Genomic DNA, 18,036 nt, shown 5'->3' with positions numbered 1-18,036 from the left:
TCAGTATAATCATCAAAGGACTCATCAAGGCAAAATGTGTTGTGGCAGAACACCAATAGCAACTTTTACTGATGGGAAAACGCACTGGCAAGAGAAGGTTGAATTGCTCAACCATATCTGACAAAAACCACGTTTGAAAAATAGGCAACTGTCAGGTCAAGTCTAAACTTATATACTTTAGGTAATGTAATACCTGACTGTACCAGCCCTGAGATGAAAGCTTTTTCAAAATTAGCTGGTACTTGATGTGCATAGCGCAGCATGTTTGCAACATCCCATAACATTGAACCTGAAAATGCAAACTCCCAATCCAGTATTGCGCTAACTTTCCATTGATTACTCACCTTATTTAACGTGAGTTCGATATAATTGATCACAATGCCATCAACTCACGGTTCTGCTTAGTACGTAAACTTGGCTTTTTTGGTTGAAAATAGTATGCAACTAAACCACACAGCAAATTTGTCATGAAATTCCAAATCGAACGATGTCTTGTGTGCTCAATTTGACTGATATTCTTAAGCTGATCATTCACTGACTCAATAATTGCGCGTTTTCTTAAAAGTGCTTTATCTATCAATGAAACCAATCCACTTTTCATTTTCTTTTTAACTCGTGTAATCAGTTGCAACCCCCGTTCAAATAAGAGCTCCGACAATGCCTTTTTGATATACCATTTATCACCAACCAATTTGCCAATAAGCCCACGGGTTAAATCCTCAACAGGTACACGGTCATCTATTGTCGCTGCAGTCACTTTAAAAGCTATGATTTCCCCTTTATCGTTAACAATTAGATGCAACTTAAATCCAAAAAACCAACCTGTTGTAGACTTTGATTTCTTAGCCAATCCATCAAAAACTTTGTGTTGCTTCTCACGCTTAATATGGCTAACTTTGATGGGTGTCGAGTCAATAAAATAAATTCCCGTTTTATCTCCCTTAAGCAGGTGAAGCATAAAACATAGTGGTACCAATACCGATTTTTGTAACTCAACAAAGCGGTTGTAACTTACTGTGCGTGGGAAAGCATCTTTCATATGGGTGCATACATAATCCAAATAAAAGTGCTTCAAATTACGATAATGACTCTGGTGGAATAGTATCATGATAGTCATAACCTCGCTCCACGCCATCATACCTTGTCTTTCTCGTTTTTTCTGAGCATGTTCAATCAAATGCTGTTGCCATACAGGGATAAACTCTTCACAAAAATCATCGACAAAACAAAAAATAGTCTCTAGCATAGCCATTAGGGTTGTTTGTGTTTTGGGGCTTTAGATATAGCATTTAAGGCGATCTCAAGCAACCCGATTAGAATCTCTTTTATGAATAAATTTCAATCTTTTATATCGAACTCACGTTATTTACCAAAATATTTTCCGGTCCAAAATCACCGTGCACCAATTGCACGCCATTGATTTTTTGGATTAAATTATCGTACTTGTAAAGCAATTGAGTAATTCTTGAAATAAGCTCTTCAGAAAGCACTATTTTTGCTGTTTTGTGTTCTAATGCTCGTCTGGCAAGTTTGATACATTCATTATCAGCAGTAGATGCAATTATCTTAAGCTGTTGATCAAAGAATCCTGAAACTTGAAAGGTGATTTTTTGAATGTTTGTAAGTGCTTTACCAACCTGATACATAATGGCTTCAAGATCATATTTGATTGCTGAGTAATAGTTCACGTAGGGTTATAGCTGACATAAACTCGCATAAAGCAAACTTTAGTCCTTTGCTAGTCCCAATTGTTTCTATGATTGGAACTGGAATGGTTTTATGTATTAGCTGGGCAATCGCATGTTCTCGATAAGATGCTTGATGATCACGAATATAAATACGCAAAAGTTTCATACGTTCATCATTTAACTTCAACTTGAGGTTAAGATTAGCGCAGCCTCCTTGGATAATATGATATGATATGATTTAAGTTGATCTTTGGGCAAAACTGATTGAAGCAATTCATTTGTGCGCGTACTATCCAAATTTATGCATAAATTGGTCTTTTCCCAGTCCGCTTTAAATGGGCGTAGGATAGAAGCGGGAAGCGTTCTCTTTACTTTATTGTTTATCATCTGATTTATCTTGATTCAAACCAAGCTCAAACTGAATTTTTTCTTCTAATTGAGTCGCATCAGGCAAAGCATCCCTTAGTTTTTCAGGTATATCACGGGTCAACTGATACCCTGCAACACCAACCGGTTTATCGATCCCTCTTAAAGCATATTCAACGTCAAATTTACTGTGTTCGCCACATAAAATAATGCCGATAGATGGATTTTCATTAGGCTCTTTAACGAACTCATCCAAAAGGTTTAAGTAAAAATTCATTTTGCCTGCATGCTCTGGTTTAAAGCGAGTCCTTTTTAGCTCCAAAGCTACTAAGGCCTGTAGTTTTCTGTGGTAAAACAATAGATCAATAAAATATTCTGAATCAGGCGTTACAATACGATATTGATTGCCAATAAAGCTAAACCCATAGCCTAATTCCATGATTACATCTTTAATTTTTTCAACCATACGGCGCTCAATTTCAGTTTCAATAACTGGTTCAGCAATGCCCAACATGTCAAACATGTAAACGTCTTTCATAGATTGATCTGCCTGCTCTGCAAGCATCTTTGGGAGCGTACTGTCAAAATTATGATGTTTAGTTGCCAAGTAATGCCGCTCATATGCATTTGAGTTTATTTGGTCACGTAGTGTATCACGCGTCCAAGCAAAATCTTTAGTTGACTGAAGATAATACAGCTTTTTGTTATCCTCTTTTACCTTGCTCATGATGAGCAAATTTTGCCCCCATGGAATTTCTCCAACAAGCTGTTGGAGTTCTGGTTTGCCGTTATATTCAAGATAAAATTGCCTCATATACCATAAGTTTTGCGGTGAAAAACCAAATTTTGCGCTTGGAAATTTCTGTTTCAAGTCTTTGGATAGACGTTCAACAACCGACTTGCCCCACCCGTATTGATCTTGATATTGAACAATGTGCTCGCCTAGCCACCAATAAAGGGAAGTTACTTCTTTATTCACTGATCTCACTGTCCGTATATATGACTTATGTATCTCAGTTGTTGCTTGTTTGAGGAATGTGGTGTATTCCGGTAATTCTTGAGTAGTAAGAGTGTTCATATCAATGACCTATATTGAAATTCCAATACTGCGCAATTTCTGGATAAACTCATTTTTCCGTGGGGAGTTAGACTTACCCTGTAAGTAATCTTGCACTTCCTTAGCTGTTGCATTTAGCATCTCACAGGTATCTTTTAGTTGATAACCCTTTCGTGCAAGTTGAGCTTCTAATGAATTTAGATCGAAACTTAATGTTTGTTCAATCAACTCTGGGGTAATTATTTTTTCACCTAATTGATGCCCCGACTGTATTGCCTGAGTAAGATAATGTTGAATTTGCAGAGGTGTTTGTAATGAGCTTGCAAGCTTCTGAATAGCTTCTGGAGAAATAATTTCTTGGTATTTTTTCTTCGGATCTAAGCACTCTTTAAGTAGCCAGATAATATATTTTTCTTTATCGCCAATAGCATCATCAATGTTAAATATTTTGGTTCGCGCACCTATTTCCTCCATCGCTGCTGTTGAAAGTGCGTTACCAAGCTTCGGATGACCTGCCATAATAATAGACAGTCTGTAACCTTGTGAGGCGGTTGTTTCAACAAGTCTTTTAAGACCAAGTAAGGTTAAACCATGTATATCATGAGCTTCGTCAATCAATAAGGCGACAGGTTTGTTGTGCTTTTTTATAAGGTCAATCAACTCACGCTCGCGTTTTTCACTAACCGATGGTATTTTGATAACCTTTTCTCCTTTGAGGAGGTCATAAAAGAGTGCCACAAGCAGTGTTTTTATGGTTAAAGATTTTTTTTCTGTCGTCAAAGATCTTGATACGATAATTTGTTTTTTACTATCTAAATCGCTTTGGATTTTATTAAGTAACTTTGTTTTACCTGCGCCAACTGAACCAGTTAATGCATATATCCCACCAGATTGAATATGTGCGGTGATATCATTATAAATCCTTTTATGGGCTTGCGTTTCATAGTAACCAGCATCATTAAAGAATTTAACAAACCCATAAAATTCATTTGCTTCAATATACATTTCAATCTCCTTATATATCATTCAAGCTGTGCAATTGACAAAGAAAAATATTGCTTTACTTTCGAGAGTAAAAACTCTTTATTTAGAGACTCCTGAACTAACATATTAATATGATCTAATTGCTCATCTCTTAATTCTGCCAATGGTCTATTCAAATATTTAGCAATTGCTTTTTTTGCCTCTAATCTGTTTTGAAAAGTTGTTTTCTTATCTTCTCTAAATGGTATTGATGTAATTTGGCAATCAGTAACATGTGAAGCTTCTAGGCTTTTGAGGATGCTATCATCTTTACTGTTAGACATAACAGATATTGGTACAGAAAGCGTTTCAGCTAAGCTAGCTATTTCATCTGCTGTCTTTTCTCTTTTGCTCTTAGGAGGTGACCTATAGGTATGTAAGGGAATTGGACCGGAAAATGGGTAAAAAGGTCCATGTGTTTCACTGTTAAACTCAACATGAAGCTCATTGTCAAACATGCCATGTAGCAAAGTTACTTCTAATCCAGCCATCTCAGTTGATAATTGGTATTTGACACCATTAACACTAACGCAACCATCTGAAGCAACTCGTCTTAATTCAGGATCGCGCACAATTTGACAAAACTTTTCCCAAGAGCACATTTCTCTATAACCTTCAGCGGGTAAAAATTTTGACCATGCTTTTATTCGGCTACAATCCTCAGATCGATGTGATGACTGATTATATTGACGCAAATAATTCGTCGCCCATAAATTGGCTTGCTCAAGGCTTTCTGGTTGATGTAAATGGAATAAAGGCTCAAAGGATTCTTTTATCGTGCGATTTGTCCTTTCAACCTTTCCTTTTGCTCGGGCAGTTGTTCGTCGCCCATCCTTATTTTTTGGTAAGTGTTTCTTTAGTTGAATTCCCAAGGCATCTAGAACACGTTTAAACAATGCGCTTTTTGCAAAAGCACCATTATCCGTATAGATCATTTTGGGGATCCCTTGAAATGGCATACCTTCTATTTTCTTTGCAGACATTGCATTAAATAAAAATTTCAATGCGGTAAGCACGTCTTCACCGTCTGATTCAACGTACTCATAATACAACATACCACTTTTATCATCAGTAACATTAGCAATGAATAGCTTTTTAGAGCTATTAGCAGAAATTTTCTTTAAGTCTGAAGGCGTAAAATCAAATTGCCAACAGTCATTACTATTTTCGGCTTCAAACCTAACCACTGCTGGTTCAACTTTCATAGAAGTTGGATCATACCCCCAGTTTTTCAAATATCTATTTATGGTTGTTTTCTTTAAAAGTCCTTTTGATGATATTACGAATCCTTCAGCTGTTTCAACACCATAATTTTCAAGAATCTTGATGCACTGCTGAGTTGATAAATGTTTATTTTTCTTGTTTGATGTGCGAAGCTTTAAAGCAGCAATAACTCTGCAATAAAGCAACATGTCTGACTTAGAAATAACTCTTGGTGTGTTTTTATCTAGTCGAGAAACCTTTGAAAAATGAATATGTTCACGCAATTGACGTCGAACAGTGCTTTCAGACACCCCAAAGCTATTAGCAAAATCACATACCAACTGCTTTCTTTTTGGATCTCTTGCTGCGTACATAGACATTTTATTATGCAAGATGATTAATTGCTCAGTGGGAAGTGATTTAGCCATTAGAGTCTACTTTATTCAGCAATTTACTACCCAGTTCTTTAGGTGTTCCATCACCATTAACATAGGCGTAAAGTGTTGTAGTTGTAATTCCTAGGCGTTTGGCAATTTCATGTGCAATTGAGTTTCGATCAGACATAGCGGACATTGCCATTTTTAAAGTTTGAATATCCATCTTACGAGGACGCCCGCCTTTTCTACCTCGGGCTCTTGCAGCAGCCAGTCCTGCTTGAGTTCTCTCTCTGATTAGTTCACGTTCAAATTCTGCTAAGGCTGCAAAAATGCCAAATACTAGACGTCCATTTGCCGTTGTCGTATCAATTTCAGCACCAGCACCTGCTAGCACTTTAAACCCAATTTTCTTATGATTTAAATCATCAATTACACTTATTAAGTGTTTCATGTCGCGACCAAGTCTATCAAGCTTCCAAACGACAAGTGTGTTGCCTGGCTGTAAAGCTTTTAAACAAGCGATTAAGCCTGGGCGATCATCTTTGCGCCCAGAGGCAAGATCTTCATACATGTAGTCCACTTCCACACCAGCTTTGTATAGGGCGTCTTTCTGTAAATCTAAGACCTGACTACCATCTGATTTAGAAACACGAATATAACCAACTAACATGATAAGACAAACTCACAATAAAACACTGCAAAAACTATATCACTTTGCTTTGATTTTCTCAACGGGTAATCTTATTGGTGAACAATAAAATATTGTGGGGATATGCAATTACAAGAAAAACGAGGGTTTTTCTGACACTTTAAGCGCACTGGATAAAATCATTTAATGTGGTCCCAGATGCAAATAATGTGGGTCGAGAAATTTATAAAGTCATTTAATGTGGGTCAGAAAATATTTATAGAGTCAATTAATGTGGTCCCACTTTGAGCGATAAAAGCGGGTCGGGGTGATTATGAAAGCGAGCCGCTACATTTATCGTTTAAAGCAAGAACTTTAAAGTTATCATCTGCTAGATTAGAAGGATTCCTTCCATCATTTTTTGATAATTCCAAATCAGTTGTGCAAAAATGTAAAGACTTCTTTTCTTGAATTTTAACATCTTCAGCAGCTAATCCTATTGAAAATAATACAAAATTAAATAAGATAAATGATCTACAAATATTTTTCATAATTAACCATTGCCTTCCTGTAAATTAATAATCAAGTATTAAACTTGTTATAACTAAATCTTTGTTTAAATAAAGCACGATTCCATCAGACGCAACATATGTTGTACTAACATTTTCCTCATAAAGTTTTTGAACCGCCTGATTATACAAATCTGATATTTTGGTTAACTGTATATTATTATCCTTAATCTTTCTATACACCGATTCTTTTGCCATAATACTGTCAGTGATATTCACTAATTTAACATCTTTATGCGAATAGGCATAAACCGAACACACTCCAAGAAACATTGTTAATAGGACAAACTTATTAGCTAAATTTTTCATTAGTTACTCCTGTTTTGTTAAACCGGCTTGATATTAACTCTACATGTGGGTGTAAGGCAATTACTACTATTGATACATTTTGTAATTAATCGTAACTAAAAACGCACCATCAACTTAACTTTTGCATGATGTATCATGATCAGAATTATAAATTTTAGGCGCAAATATTTTGTGCTGCTAGATTTCACATCTTTTTTGCCAACTTAAATTGATAACGTTGCTCTTTAGCGGAATTCTTATATCTACCAACTGGAATGGCAAAAATATTACGCACTTTGCCCATGAGATTAACAGTTTGCTGAACACCTCTAGGGGATTTAAACTTTACCAGAGAGTTCTCCTTTCTTCACGTCGGTTTTGATGAGCATTTTCAACGCGATTATTTAAGTCATTGTGTGATCTGTGCTCAGTATTTGCTATCATATTATTAACTGGTCTAGTATAACTTGATAGCTTATCTGAAATCAAAACTCTCGGGTCAGGATAATTTCCAAGTAAACCTCTTAAAAAACGAATAGCTGCTTTTTTATTACGACGCTTTTGTACAAAGATATTCAACTCCAATCCTTCGGAATCAACTGCATGCCGGAGAATAAAATACTCACCATTTACTGTAATGTTCATCTCATCTAGATGCCATTTATCTGTTGGTTCACGTTGCTGTTTTTTAATAAAATCACTAAAAGTGTTTGAGAATTTATTGCACCACTTTCTAATCGTTTCATGACTAACTTGAATTCCTCTAAATGCTAGTCTTTCTGCAACATCGCGATAGCTGTCATTGAATCGATGATATGACCATACTCCCGAGTTAATGATTTCGATAGGATAACGATGGCGTTTCGGTTTAGTGCTTAAGTCCATAGAAATTTGACCCAATAAGATAAGTGTTATTAATACTATGACTAATAACTCACTGAGTTTCGCTGGTTGCATAAGGGCTAAAACAGATACTTTACCTGGCTATTATGTTGGTAATACTCCGATAATGATTTTAATAATTTTATCGATACTTTTAGTTTGTATATCCATGTGAAAAATTGCCCTTAATTGTCGATCATTTAAGGCTAAAAGTCTGATACCTTTTTGCAGAAGTATTTGATGCAGTTGATACGCATCAAAAGAGTCTCGCCTGTTTAGGGTGAAAATAACAATGTTGGTTTCGACAGTCATAACCTCTATGTCATGATGCTGAGATAAGCGCTCTGCAAAATAACTGGCATTGGCATGATCCTGACTCAATCGTTGAATATTATGATCAAGCGCATAGATACAGGCAGCAGCCATAAATCCTGCCTGATGCATAACACCGCCTTGCTGGAATTTATAAAACCAAGCTTTATCAATAAATGCTTGACTTCCGGCAAGAACCGAGCCCATCGGGGCACCCAGACCTTTAGCAAAATCAATCGATACTGAATCAACATGTTCACAGTAGCTACTGGCTTTAATGCCTGTTGCTATACACGCATTTAAAAGTCTTGAACCATCCATATGTACTTTAAGCCCATGATGATGTGTATATTCGCAGATGTTATTAATAGTTTCCAATGACCAAACGGCACCACCACCAAGGTTTGTTGTCTGCTCTATTGAAACAACCGTTGCTTTAGCAATATTATATCCGCTATTAAGACCCACAGCCTGTTTTAACTGATCAACATTGAATATTCCCCGTACTCCTTCAATGATCTGTGGCTGAGCACCAACTAGCCCACCAATCATCCCCGATGCCATATTTTCAATGGATGCGCAGTTTTTTCAATAATAATTCTCTCTCCAGGTTGACAGAGAGCCCGATAAGCAACACCACTACACATAGTTCCGGTTGGCATAAAAACGGCCGCCGGCTTTCCCAGTAACTCACAAACCCGTGCCAAAAGTAAATTCACGGTTGGATCTTCCCCTGCTGCCTCATTACCAACTTTTGCTCGACTCATCATCTGACGCATAGCATAATAGGGATTCACATTGGTATCACTAAATAAATCATATTGAATATTATGCATCTCTTATCACCCTAATGGTAAAAACAGTTTAAAAAAACTTATTCGATACTTCGACATAGTTATATCAGCGTATATTTCAATTGTGTCAGAGGATACTTATTTGCAAGCGCATCCACTTCCTTTCTTATGTTTTTAATATTTGTTTTATTTTTAATAACGCAGGTAATCCAATCAACAGTTGTTAAAAAGTCTTCTGCTACAAATCCTCGTCTTGTCAGTGCATTTGTTCCCAATCGAACGCCCCAGCTACTTTCAAAAGGCAACCACGCTGGTAAGACACGAATGCCTACCTGATGTAATTGAGCAAAGACATCCCATGTATAGCGTTCTGATTTCATTGGTAACCGTACCTGATGTGTTTGGGTATAGTTAAATCGATGACCTGAAACATCAACCCTCTGTTCAATCAAATGTTTTGCCATAATTTGTGCATGCTCACACACACTTTTAGCATAAGCCACAGCATGTACTTTCATTTCACAAAAGACATAAGCTAATGCCATCATTTCCGCTGTACCTGATTTTGATTGCAATCCTGGCGAAACGCTATGCCTAATTTTATCCTCATCATCTTGATGAAAATCAGAATGAAAGGCGATAATTGCCTTTTGATGTCCTGGAAATGTTTTATGAGTACTGCCATGAATAATATCAACGCCGATTTACAAGTTGACGACCGATAATGAGACCTATTGACATCCTCCCCTTCCTTTAGGGAGGGGAGGATGTCAATTGATAGTTGGGAGCATATGCTGTGCTTTCATTTAAGGCAAAATGAATACTCTCCTCCACAAATCATTTAATCTTTAAGCAGCTAAACATCTCATATGGTTTGGGATGACTTTACACATCCGTACAAAATATCTGATCTAAAAACAAACAAATAAACAGTTTAAATCACTATTAGCAAGCTCAGTTTTGAATATTTTTACAGTTCTATTAGGCTCAAATTGATAGCAATTGATTATTTGCTCATAAAATTCAACTCACTGAGTTTCGCTGATGAATTATATATTTTTTGTTAAACATTGCCAGTTTAGAGCCTAAGAGGTTGCATTTAAACTGTCAACTAAAATAAATACCAACTTAAATCTGACAGGTATATTGATATTGCCTGACATCAAGTTAAGGTATACTCTAAACGGAGACTTAACAAACTATCATTCCACAAGCGTTGGCTTAAACTTTTTTTCTTTGCCATCGTTAGTCGCTTTGCGAAATGGCAAAGTGAATGAGAACCTTGAACCTTCAAATAAGGAATCATTCAATTCTTCACCATCACAGAGCAAGTCAGCATAATACTTCGCTAAGGAAAGATCATAAGCAAAGTTATGTTTATCGCTAGCAATATGGGTTTGAGATTGATATACAAGATGCTCTGCTCTGATATTATCATTTTCTAATTCTAGAAATGGCATATTGCCATCAAATTCAAAAGTAACATACAATTTATCTCGTATACCCTCTTCAGCAGTAATAGTTAACTGAATGTCTTTTTTCCTACCTTCCTTATTGATTGCTTTAGTGTAGTTCGCAAATAAAGTACGGATAATGTGACGAACTTTTTTATAATCGATATAAAGCTTTTGTCTTGATTTTTCGTCGATTTCAAAGGAGACATTCAGATCAAATTCAGCACTAATAGATGAATTGGCTAAATTGACTTCTGTTTCAACTAAATCTTCCAAGTTAAGAGGCATCTCATTTTTTTCTACTTCATCATTATTGTGTTCTTGATCTAATATTGATGTGTTGATTTTTTGATACAGAGAATATATATCGGACAAACTTTCGTTTATTGTATAAAACTCATCATTAAGTTGACTGCGTACCCCAGTTGGTATATCCAACTTCATTAGTCGTTTTTCAATATTTTCAAGGGCATCAGAAATTTTTTTAAGTGCGTCCACGTAATCATACCCATAAGCTTTAAGATAGTTCTTTTGATATTCTAATTTTTTCTCAAGTTGGTTTTTCTGGCGGATGGTTTCTTCTTCAAGGCGCTTGCGTTCGGTGATGTCAGTTGAAATACCACAAACACCAAATATTTCGTTATTTTCATCGAATAATGGTGAAAGTACAACATCAAAAAAAACAGTGTTTCCAGTTTTAAAATCCTGTATTCTTTCTTGACAGTGTAATTGTTTGCCTGTCTTAATTACTTGCTTATGGTTTGAGATGATTTCATCTGCCATTTCTTTTGGGTGCATTTCTATCGGAGTTTTACCTATAACATCGCTAAGTTTTGCATTACCAGTTTTTAGAGCAAATGAATTTATTGCCATTAATTTATGATTTAAATCAAACCAATAAAAACCACCAGGAACAATTTCTGAAAATTCATCAAACGATGAAGTTAAATCTTTTTTGCTTGTTAGGCGCATCTCCAATCCTTAATTCTAATTTAAATGTTTAAACAGGAGCATTCAAAAATTCCAGCATAGTAATCATATCTAAAAGTTCTAAGACATAAAATAATGGCGCCATAAACAATAACGCACCAACAATGGAAATGGCTTTTTTATGTGCTTTGAAAAGCCTCATCATTTTTATTTTTGCGCTATTTGTCAACTTATCAAACCTTATCCACCACTGTTTTAGCCTGAAATATTTAGGAGCAGTTATAGGTGTTTCTACAATCCCATCAAAAGTACTGGCTAACCTATCAACGTAAGCTGTTAACTGTTTGTCATTAATCATAGGCCATTCAAAATTCATCATTTTAAACATCGATTCCGTCTTGCTTTGTAAAATAGTGGTACCGCTACTTATGTTGAAATGACTCTTTTTTGTATCAGCTTGCCATCCCATGCGTAATAAAAACCTTCCAATTAAAGAACAATCATCGTTGTATTGTAAATAATTGATTAACCTATCAATAAACAATTCAAAAGTTATCACTTGGGTGGTATGGTTTTTCGTACTCAGCATTTTAGATAAATCGATTTTATGGGGATTAAATACATGATGTGTCCGATTGTTTAACTGATGTTTATCAAATAGTTTAACAATCGCTTTTGCTGTCATGTCAGCAGGTGAAATCTCTACTTCATTCATATTATCAGCAATACAACCTAACTTACGAATAAAAGCAATATAGGTTGCAAAGGCATTATCTTTAACATCTTCCTGTACCTTGCCATTGTGCTGCATAAAGGCTAAGTTCCCAACACGATACACACTGCTGTTAATGCCTTTTTCACGCCATTTAATTGCATTGATTTCACCGAGGTATTTAGTTTTAGTATATGGAGAGTTCCATTCACCATCAATCGTTAACTGATCATCCTCAGTTAGAATAGTTTCATTCTCATTGACAATCCCTGTCATCACAGAGTAAGTCGATATATAATGAAAATCTTTCAAGTTGGTCAGTTGACAAAGTTCAAGCAAATGAATTGTTGCTTGTACATTAGCATTATAAAATACCTGTTCAATCCCGTAGTGTTTTGCTAAAGCAGCACAATGAATAATGCTATCTATATTTTTAATCAGTTGATGATATTCACTATCTGCTAATCCAATCTGCTCTTTTTCTAAATCACAAGCAATGTAAATAATACGATCACTAAAATGATCTTCCAGAGACACGTCAAAATAAAATTGATATTTATGTGCCATACGTTCGCTTGCATGCACTTCATCTTTAGCTCTAATACAAAGGTAAATTTGATAGGATGTTAAAGTCAGTAACTGGTGTAACAGATTGCACCCTAGAAAACCAGTGACGCCAGTCAATAATACCGTTTTAATTGGTTTGTTTGTGTAATGTATTATCGGCATATGGGCAACTTCTGCCAAATATTGCTCTTTTTTAAGCAATGCAGCGGAATTTAGTGGTTTGTTATGATGCTGAGTATAATACTGTTTAATTTGTGCTAATTTAGCAATCAATAAATCATGTGTAATACGTTTATTATAGGCAAGCTTTCTGGGTGTGCGTAAATCAAATATTTCAGCGACATCAATCTCAAGATTTGATTGTAAGACCATTGATAGTTGAATTGCCTTAATAGAATTACCACCTAGTCTAAAGAAATCATCATCAATGCCTATTTTTTCAATCAGTAATACCGTAGAGAAAGCCTGACAAACAAGTCTTTCCTGTTCAGTCCTTGGCTCAATATAAATTTGAGCACTTTGGAAAGGAATATCAGGTAAGACCTTTATATTAACCTTGCCATTAATAGTTAACGGTATTTCATTGATTTGCAAGGCAGCACTGGGCACCATGTAATGTGGCAACTTGTTAGCAAGTTGTTCTACTATTAATTCAGGGGTAATGGGATGATGTGCAGTGTAATAAGCAAAGAGATATTGCTCGTCGTTAACGGATCTATTAATGACAACTGCTTGGTCAATGCCTTCAATAGTTGTTACAGCATTTTCAATTTCACCCAGTTCAATTCTAAATCCGCGGATTTTAACCTGAGTATCTTTGCGTCCAATGTACTCTAAATTACCATCAGGCAGCCATCTGACTAAATCGCCTGTTTTATATAACCGATCATAGCCTTTTTGTTTGTCTTCTTCACTCGCAAAAGGATTAGCAATAAACTTTTCAGCAGTAATTCTAGGTTGATTCAAATATTTCTGAGCTAATATTATACCACTTATACATAACTCACCAATAATTCCTATGGGCATATTATTTGCATAAGGATCGGTGACATAAACTTTTATATTTCCTAAAGGTTTACCAATATTATTTGGTAAATCTCCTTTTTTAAAACTATACAGCGTCATGCAAATAGTGTTTTCTGTTGTTCCATATGAGTTAATTAATATGTTTCCCCACTTATTTAAAATATGAGTAGTACAAGCCTCCCCTTCAGAAATTAAACACCGTAATGATTTGACATTAGAAGGTGTCATAGTTACTAAATTATAAGGTGTTGATGCTATGATATCAATTTCATTTAAAGCAATATATTTTTCTAGAGTGTCTTTGTGTAATTTAATTTTATCCTGCATAACATGAAGTTGAGAACCAAAACTTAAAGCACCAAAAATTTCCCATACCGAGGCATCGAAACCAATCGATGCAAATTGCAGAATTCTTGAGCTTTCATTGATATTTAAATTTTCCTGTTGTGAAAATGCCATATTACACAAACTTTTGTGCATTATGCAAACACCTTTAGGCATTCCAGTCGTTCCAGATGTATAAATAATATAAGCCAAATCATTTGATGTGTTTATAGGTTTTAAATTATCGATTGGTAAGCCTTGATAGCAATAATTATCTAATGAAATAATGTTTGCCTTTGAAATAGATTTTAGTCTTGAGACATAATGTGATTGGGATAACAATAAAGATACTTGAGTATCGTCAAGTATGTATCTAATCCTTTCATCAGGATAGCTAGGGTCAATCGGTACATAAGCCGCCCCTGATTTTAAAATACCCAAAACTCCAATAATTATTTCTAAGCTTTTATCTAAGCATAAAGCAATCAAAGTATCGGGTTGAATATCAGTTAGTAATCGTAAATATCTTGCCAGTTGGTTCGCTTTAGCATTGAGCTCAGCATACGTTAGTTGTTGACCTGCAAATACCACGGCAATATGATCAGGTGTCTTTTCGACTTGTTCTTGAAATAACTGATAAATGGTTTTATCTTTCGGATAGGGTTTATCGGTTTTGTTCCAGTCAATAATGATTTTTTGATACTCTTCTTTCGATAGTAAGCTAATGTCATTGAGCGGAGTATTTTGTTTTAAGTGATAGTGATATTCGCTAATGACAACTTGTAATGAAGATACAATCGCATTGATTTCAAGCTTGTCAGTGTCATGGCTAATGATCTCTATTTTTTCATCATAAAGAATAAAGTTTAATCTGTGTGGCGTAATGCTATCAGTAAAACTACCATTATAATAAATCCCAACATCAGTAAGCAGATTTATGCAGTGGTATCGATAATAAAAGTCTTTGGTTAGTAAATGTTTTTTGTTTGAATTTTCGTCAATGTAGTTTGCAAAATCTCCTAGTTGAAGCTCAAGTTGCTTTTGGTTAAATTCAATAAAACATTTACTGTCAATTAAATGGGATAAATGATTAAGTCTAGAGTCACCTGAATAAAAATGAATTAAAAACTCGTCTTGTTGAAATAATCGCAATAAAACCAATGAAATAGCAGAAATAGCTTCTTGAGTGTTTAGTTCATCAACGTCAATAGAGTAACTGAATTTAGCTGATTCATCATTTGTGATTGCTTTACTAATGATAGAATTTGCCTTCTCACTGAGCCTTAAAGCGTGATTAAACTGTTTTTTTTCATTTTTTTTAATTGCTTTTAACTTATTCCAGTCATTATCATTGACTATGATTTTATGTGATATTAGTTCGTTTATTGACACAATTTTGTTTAAGTTTATCTTAATACCATAGGCATTTCTTATAGTTGGGAAGTGCAGAGCTTTTTCACCTGAAACAATATAGAGTCCTGTTATATCACTTAAAGGGTGTGGTATATTTGCAAACGTGGGCATATCTAATAGATAAACGGTGTTTTCAAGCTGTATTTTTACCGATGTGATTTGATTTGGGTAATCATCGCCAAAATAAAGTGCTCGACAATATCGATGGATATCCTCTAAGCTTGTGCAATCATTAATGAATCCATAGTTTTGTGGGAGATAATCTAAGCCATAATAACTTTTCTTGCTTAGATCTTGAGATTGAACGCTTAATGTATTATTTTCTAAATTAGTTAATAAAGCTTTAAATAATTCAATTGCTTTTTTTGTGCATTTCAAGTTAAGGCTATGTGCAGTGTCCTTTGGCGTAATCGCTACTGAAGCCTGCTGAATAATATCCCCTTCATCAATCCCATCAATCATTTTGTGCCAAGTCACCCCATGTTTTTTCTCGTTATTAAGGATGGTCCAGGTAGTACTGTTGATGCCTGCATAAGCAGGTAATAGAGAATCATGGTAGTTAATTGCAAGTCTTATCTGATGTTTTTTGATTATTTGAGCAGGGATAATGCGTTGATTGATAATGCTGAATAACAAATAATCTCGATATTGGCTATTTTGATACGCTTGATAAGTCAGTGTTTCGATTCTATTTTGACAACACCAGTTTAGTACAGCTTGATCATCGCTGATAACAGCAATAAGGTTATAAGCTTGTGACTTAAAGATTAATTTACAGCATTCAAGACAAACACCAGTATCCCCAATAACGATAACATTAATTTGCATGATTAATACAACCCCATTTTAAGCTTAGGCTAATGATTAAATTTATTTTGTTTAATAAATTCTTCCTGTTGCTTTGTTAATTTAAGAGTCATTTCTATCCCTCCCATTTTTGAGTATAAATTTTATGTATATAATAGAGCAAAATAAGATCAGAAGCTCAACATTACTTGTAACAAGTAGTTTTATTTGATGTATTCAATCCGTTTCAAAGTACAAAAAACATCAATTTGATGAATAAAAATCAGTTGCATTATATTTAAACTCGGGTAATATGGCGATTCTCTTCTATTTGGAAGAGTTTTTAGAGAGAAGTGATTAATTGAGTCATTTCCTTGCTAGTTAAGTAATTCCTTATTTCGTCGGGGGGATGAAGGTTGCGATTAAGAAATCGGGGGGCTCTTAATAATGACTCAAAATTAATAATATCAATCATGTTATTTTATTTCAACAACTTTTGTTGTATAAATGCTCCTATTTAACTAAGATCTACTTATTGATGAATAAAGGAAATTAAGCCATCATGAATAAGGAAATCAATTATTTAAACATTACTGAAATAGATGCCTATCCCCAGATATTAAACCTCATTCGCACAAACCTTAAAATCTACATGTATCAAAATAACGTTAATAGTGTTGAGTTAAGTAAAGAACTGGGTATATCAACGGGAACAGTCAGTAAGATTATCAATGGCAAATGTAATCCTACCATATTAATATTATTAGCGATAACGAATTATTTAGAAATTAAGATTAACGATTTATTAAAAGAGAATACCTCAGCTGAAAAGTCATATGAGATGATTTTTTCTAAACATGCTTAGATGAGTTAATATTTTTAACTTGTCATGTTTAACCAAAAAAGCAAAGGAATCGCATTATGATTACAACAAATAATCAACATCAGTTTGCTTGCAAATTTGAGATCTGATCCCGTCACGCGCATCTACCATTTATGGATGGTAACTTTATGCAGCAGCTGACTACCTTCTGATTGAGGTTCTTCAGAAAGCTCATACCCCCCCCCCCAACTAGGCGTCATTAAATGCTCATGTTGCGCTTTGCCTTTGAGCAAGGAAAGAAGTGAGAGTAATTTTTCTAGACCATTATCATCACAATGGATATCTAATTCATTACCATCCTTGGATATTTCAAAACTCAAAAGAAAGCTATCAGTTGTCATTTAACACATCTCCAAGAGGGTATTTTTTCTTTGGTAACTTAGAACCGTTTGCACGGTTCACATCTACGTGTGGATACTCGGTACCTTTTTTGTATTTGCCACCAGGATCAATATGGTAAGAACGATCTGTTTTAGGGTTCACGTAGCCGCCTTTTCCATTCAAAGGGTCAAGCCCTCTAGGATTGAATCCCTTGTCTCTGAACATCTGATCAATTTCATTAGCAGATTTATCTTTAAATGGATTCGCTAAACCTTTTCCCTTCGGAACCGCCCCACTTTCCTTCACCACCCTTGGCAATGCCACCTTTGCCATTGCCTTGCCACCTCTGACGGTGGCACTTAACCCCGCTTTCGGTATTCCCCCTAGCACATTCGCTGCAATTAAACCTGCATAATGCGCTAACTTATGCTTG

General features: G+C 35.2%; 18 protein-coding genes and 1 pseudogene. 2 read left to right on the top strand and 17 right to left on the bottom strand.

Annotation, left to right across the window (positions count from 1 at the left end):
• A pseudogene (locus DNJ77_RS10005) lies at positions 1-121 on the top strand (IS481 family transposase); the annotation flags it as partial.
• Here the strand turns inward: DNJ77_RS10005 and DNJ77_RS09320 are convergent.
• The 15 genes from DNJ77_RS09320 to DNJ77_RS09240 all read right to left on the bottom strand — a co-directional run bounded on the left by DNJ77_RS09320 (position 108) and on the right by DNJ77_RS09240 (position 16,441).
• The gene (locus DNJ77_RS09320; RefSeq protein WP_204723393.1) at positions 108-377 is read right to left on the bottom strand and encodes a phosphotransferase; all 270 of its coding nucleotides are present in this window, start codon (positions 375-377) and stop codon (positions 108-110) included. The pseudogene DNJ77_RS10005 and the gene DNJ77_RS09320 sit on opposite strands and share 14 nt — an antisense overlap.
• Complete coding sequence (locus tag DNJ77_RS09315) at positions 374-1,252, bottom strand: IS982 family transposase (RefSeq protein ID WP_116964776.1); 879 nt, start codon at positions 1,250-1,252, stop codon at positions 374-376. Before DNJ77_RS09315 ends, DNJ77_RS09320 begins: the two co-directional genes overlap by 4 nt.
• Positions 1,253-1,346: 94 nt before the next feature.
• A complete protein-coding gene (locus DNJ77_RS09310) occupies positions 1,347-1,688 on the bottom strand; it encodes a hypothetical protein (RefSeq protein WP_157966670.1) in 342 nt (113 codons plus the stop codon).
• A 373-nt stretch (positions 1,689-2,061) separates the two neighbouring features.
• A complete protein-coding gene (locus DNJ77_RS09295; RefSeq protein WP_116964768.1) occupies positions 2,062-3,132 on the bottom strand; it encodes a PDDEXK nuclease domain-containing protein in 1,071 nt (356 codons plus the stop codon).
• 9 nt (positions 3,133-3,141) lie between these two features.
• Positions 3,142-4,116, bottom strand: coding sequence for an AAA family ATPase (locus tag DNJ77_RS09290; RefSeq protein WP_157966669.1), 975 nt, complete (start codon positions 4,114-4,116; stop codon positions 3,142-3,144).
• A gap of 17 nt (positions 4,117-4,133) precedes the next feature.
• Positions 4,134-5,765 (bottom strand): DDE-type integrase/transposase/recombinase, encoded by a 1,632-nt coding sequence (locus tag DNJ77_RS09285; RefSeq protein WP_116964764.1) that lies wholly within the window; start codon positions 5,763-5,765, stop codon positions 4,134-4,136.
• The gene (locus DNJ77_RS09280) at positions 5,758-6,384 is read right to left on the bottom strand and encodes a recombinase family protein (RefSeq protein ID WP_116964762.1); all 627 of its coding nucleotides are present in this window, start codon (positions 6,382-6,384) and stop codon (positions 5,758-5,760) included. Before DNJ77_RS09280 ends, DNJ77_RS09285 begins: the two co-directional genes overlap by 8 nt.
• A 290-nt stretch (positions 6,385-6,674) precedes the next feature.
• Positions 6,675-6,893 carry a hypothetical protein gene (locus DNJ77_RS09275; protein ID WP_116964760.1) on the bottom strand — a complete coding sequence of 73 codons (219 nt, stop codon included), beginning with the start codon at positions 6,891-6,893 and terminating at the stop codon, positions 6,675-6,677.
• A 24-nt stretch (positions 6,894-6,917) separates the two neighbouring features.
• A complete protein-coding gene (locus DNJ77_RS09270) occupies positions 6,918-7,220 on the bottom strand; it encodes a hypothetical protein (RefSeq protein ID WP_116964758.1) in 303 nt (100 codons plus the stop codon).
• A gap of 324 nt (positions 7,221-7,544) precedes the next feature.
• A complete protein-coding gene (locus tag DNJ77_RS09265) occupies positions 7,545-8,156 on the bottom strand; it encodes an IS6 family transposase (protein WP_116964757.1) in 612 nt (203 codons plus the stop codon).
• Positions 8,157-8,186: 30 nt separating this feature from the next.
• Complete coding sequence (locus tag DNJ77_RS09260) at positions 8,187-8,957, bottom strand: threonine aldolase family protein (protein ID WP_116964755.1); 771 nt, start codon at positions 8,955-8,957, stop codon at positions 8,187-8,189.
• Complete coding sequence (locus DNJ77_RS10175; RefSeq protein WP_116964753.1) at positions 8,942-9,229, bottom strand: beta-eliminating lyase-related protein; 288 nt, start codon at positions 9,227-9,229, stop codon at positions 8,942-8,944. The genes DNJ77_RS09260 and DNJ77_RS10175 overlap by 16 nt, the downstream gene beginning before the upstream one ends.
• A gap of 59 nt (positions 9,230-9,288) precedes the next feature.
• Entirely contained in the window at positions 9,289-9,876 is a 588-nt protein-coding gene (locus tag DNJ77_RS09250; protein WP_275667778.1) for a hypothetical protein, read from the bottom strand.
• Between the two features lie 513 nt (positions 9,877-10,389).
• Positions 10,390-11,613 (bottom strand): PAS domain-containing sensor histidine kinase, encoded by a 1,224-nt coding sequence (locus DNJ77_RS09245; protein ID WP_116964749.1) that lies wholly within the window; start codon positions 11,611-11,613, stop codon positions 10,390-10,392.
• A gap of 28 nt (positions 11,614-11,641) precedes the next feature.
• On the bottom strand, positions 11,642-16,441 hold the full coding sequence (locus tag DNJ77_RS09240) for an amino acid adenylation domain-containing protein (RefSeq protein ID WP_116964748.1): 4,800 nt from the start codon (positions 16,439-16,441) through the stop codon (positions 11,642-11,644).
• Positions 16,442-16,961: 520 nt separating this feature from the next.
• On the opposite strand from DNJ77_RS09240, the gene DNJ77_RS09235 reads away from it, so the two are divergent.
• A complete protein-coding gene (locus DNJ77_RS09235) occupies positions 16,962-17,264 on the top strand; it encodes a helix-turn-helix transcriptional regulator (RefSeq protein ID WP_116964746.1) in 303 nt (100 codons plus the stop codon).
• A gap of 122 nt (positions 17,265-17,386) precedes the next feature.
• Here the strand turns inward: DNJ77_RS09235 and DNJ77_RS09230 are convergent, their stop codons facing one another.
• Positions 17,387-17,623 (bottom strand): Imm32 family immunity protein, encoded by a 237-nt coding sequence (locus DNJ77_RS09230; protein WP_116964744.1) that lies wholly within the window; start codon positions 17,621-17,623, stop codon positions 17,387-17,389.
• On the bottom strand, positions 17,613-18,036 hold a 424-nt coding region (locus tag DNJ77_RS09225), incomplete at its 5' end, for a polymorphic toxin type 37 domain-containing protein (RefSeq protein WP_204723392.1). The genes DNJ77_RS09225 and DNJ77_RS09230, both read right to left, overlap by 11 nt.

It is taken from the genome of Fastidiosibacter lacustris, assembly GCF_003428155.1.
Taxonomy (GTDB): Bacteria; Pseudomonadota; Gammaproteobacteria; order Francisellales; family Francisellaceae; genus Caedibacter; species Caedibacter lacustris.
Note: the sequence above shows the minus strand (reverse complement) of the source record. Positions and strands in the feature narration are given on the sequence as shown.

Coding starts and splice junctions, on each gene's coding strand:
- DNJ77_RS09315 (WP_116964776.1), bottom strand. CDS start 1,252: ATGGCTATGCTAGAGACTATTTTTTGTTTTGTCGATGATTTTTGTGAA.
- DNJ77_RS09295 (WP_116964768.1), bottom strand. CDS start 3,132: ATGAACACTCTTACTACTCAAGAATTACCGGAATACACCACATTCCTC.
- DNJ77_RS09290 (WP_157966669.1), bottom strand. CDS start 4,116: ATGTATATTGAAGCAAATGAATTTTATGGGTTTGTTAAATTCTTTAAT.
- DNJ77_RS09285 (WP_116964764.1), bottom strand. CDS start 5,765: ATGGCTAAATCACTTCCCACTGAGCAATTAATCATCTTGCATAATAAA.
- DNJ77_RS09280 (WP_116964762.1), bottom strand. CDS start 6,384: ATGTTAGTTGGTTATATTCGTGTTTCTAAATCAGATGGTAGTCAGGTC.
- DNJ77_RS09275 (WP_116964760.1), bottom strand. CDS start 6,893: ATGAAAAATATTTGTAGATCATTTATCTTATTTAATTTTGTATTATTT.
- DNJ77_RS09270 (WP_116964758.1), bottom strand. CDS start 7,220: ATGAAAAATTTAGCTAATAAGTTTGTCCTATTAACAATGTTTCTTGGA.
- DNJ77_RS09265 (WP_116964757.1), bottom strand. CDS start 8,156: ATGCAACCAGCGAAACTCAGTGAGTTATTAGTCATAGTATTAATAACA.
- DNJ77_RS09260 (WP_116964755.1), bottom strand. CDS start 8,957: ATGGCATCGGGGATGATTGGTGGGCTAGTTGGTGCTCAGCCACAGATC.
- DNJ77_RS10175 (WP_116964753.1), bottom strand. CDS start 9,229: ATGCATAATATTCAATATGATTTATTTAGTGATACCAATGTGAATCCC.
- DNJ77_RS09245 (WP_116964749.1), bottom strand. CDS start 11,613: ATGCGCCTAACAAGCAAAAAAGATTTAACTTCATCGTTTGATGAATTT.
- DNJ77_RS09240 (WP_116964748.1), bottom strand. CDS start 16,441: ATGCAAATTAATGTTATCGTTATTGGGGATACTGGTGTTTGTCTTGAA.
- DNJ77_RS09235 (WP_116964746.1), top strand. CDS start 16,962: ATGAATAAGGAAATCAATTATTTAAACATTACTGAAATAGATGCCTAT.
- DNJ77_RS09230 (WP_116964744.1), bottom strand. CDS start 17,623: ATGACAACTGATAGCTTTCTTTTGAGTTTTGAAATATCCAAGGATGGT.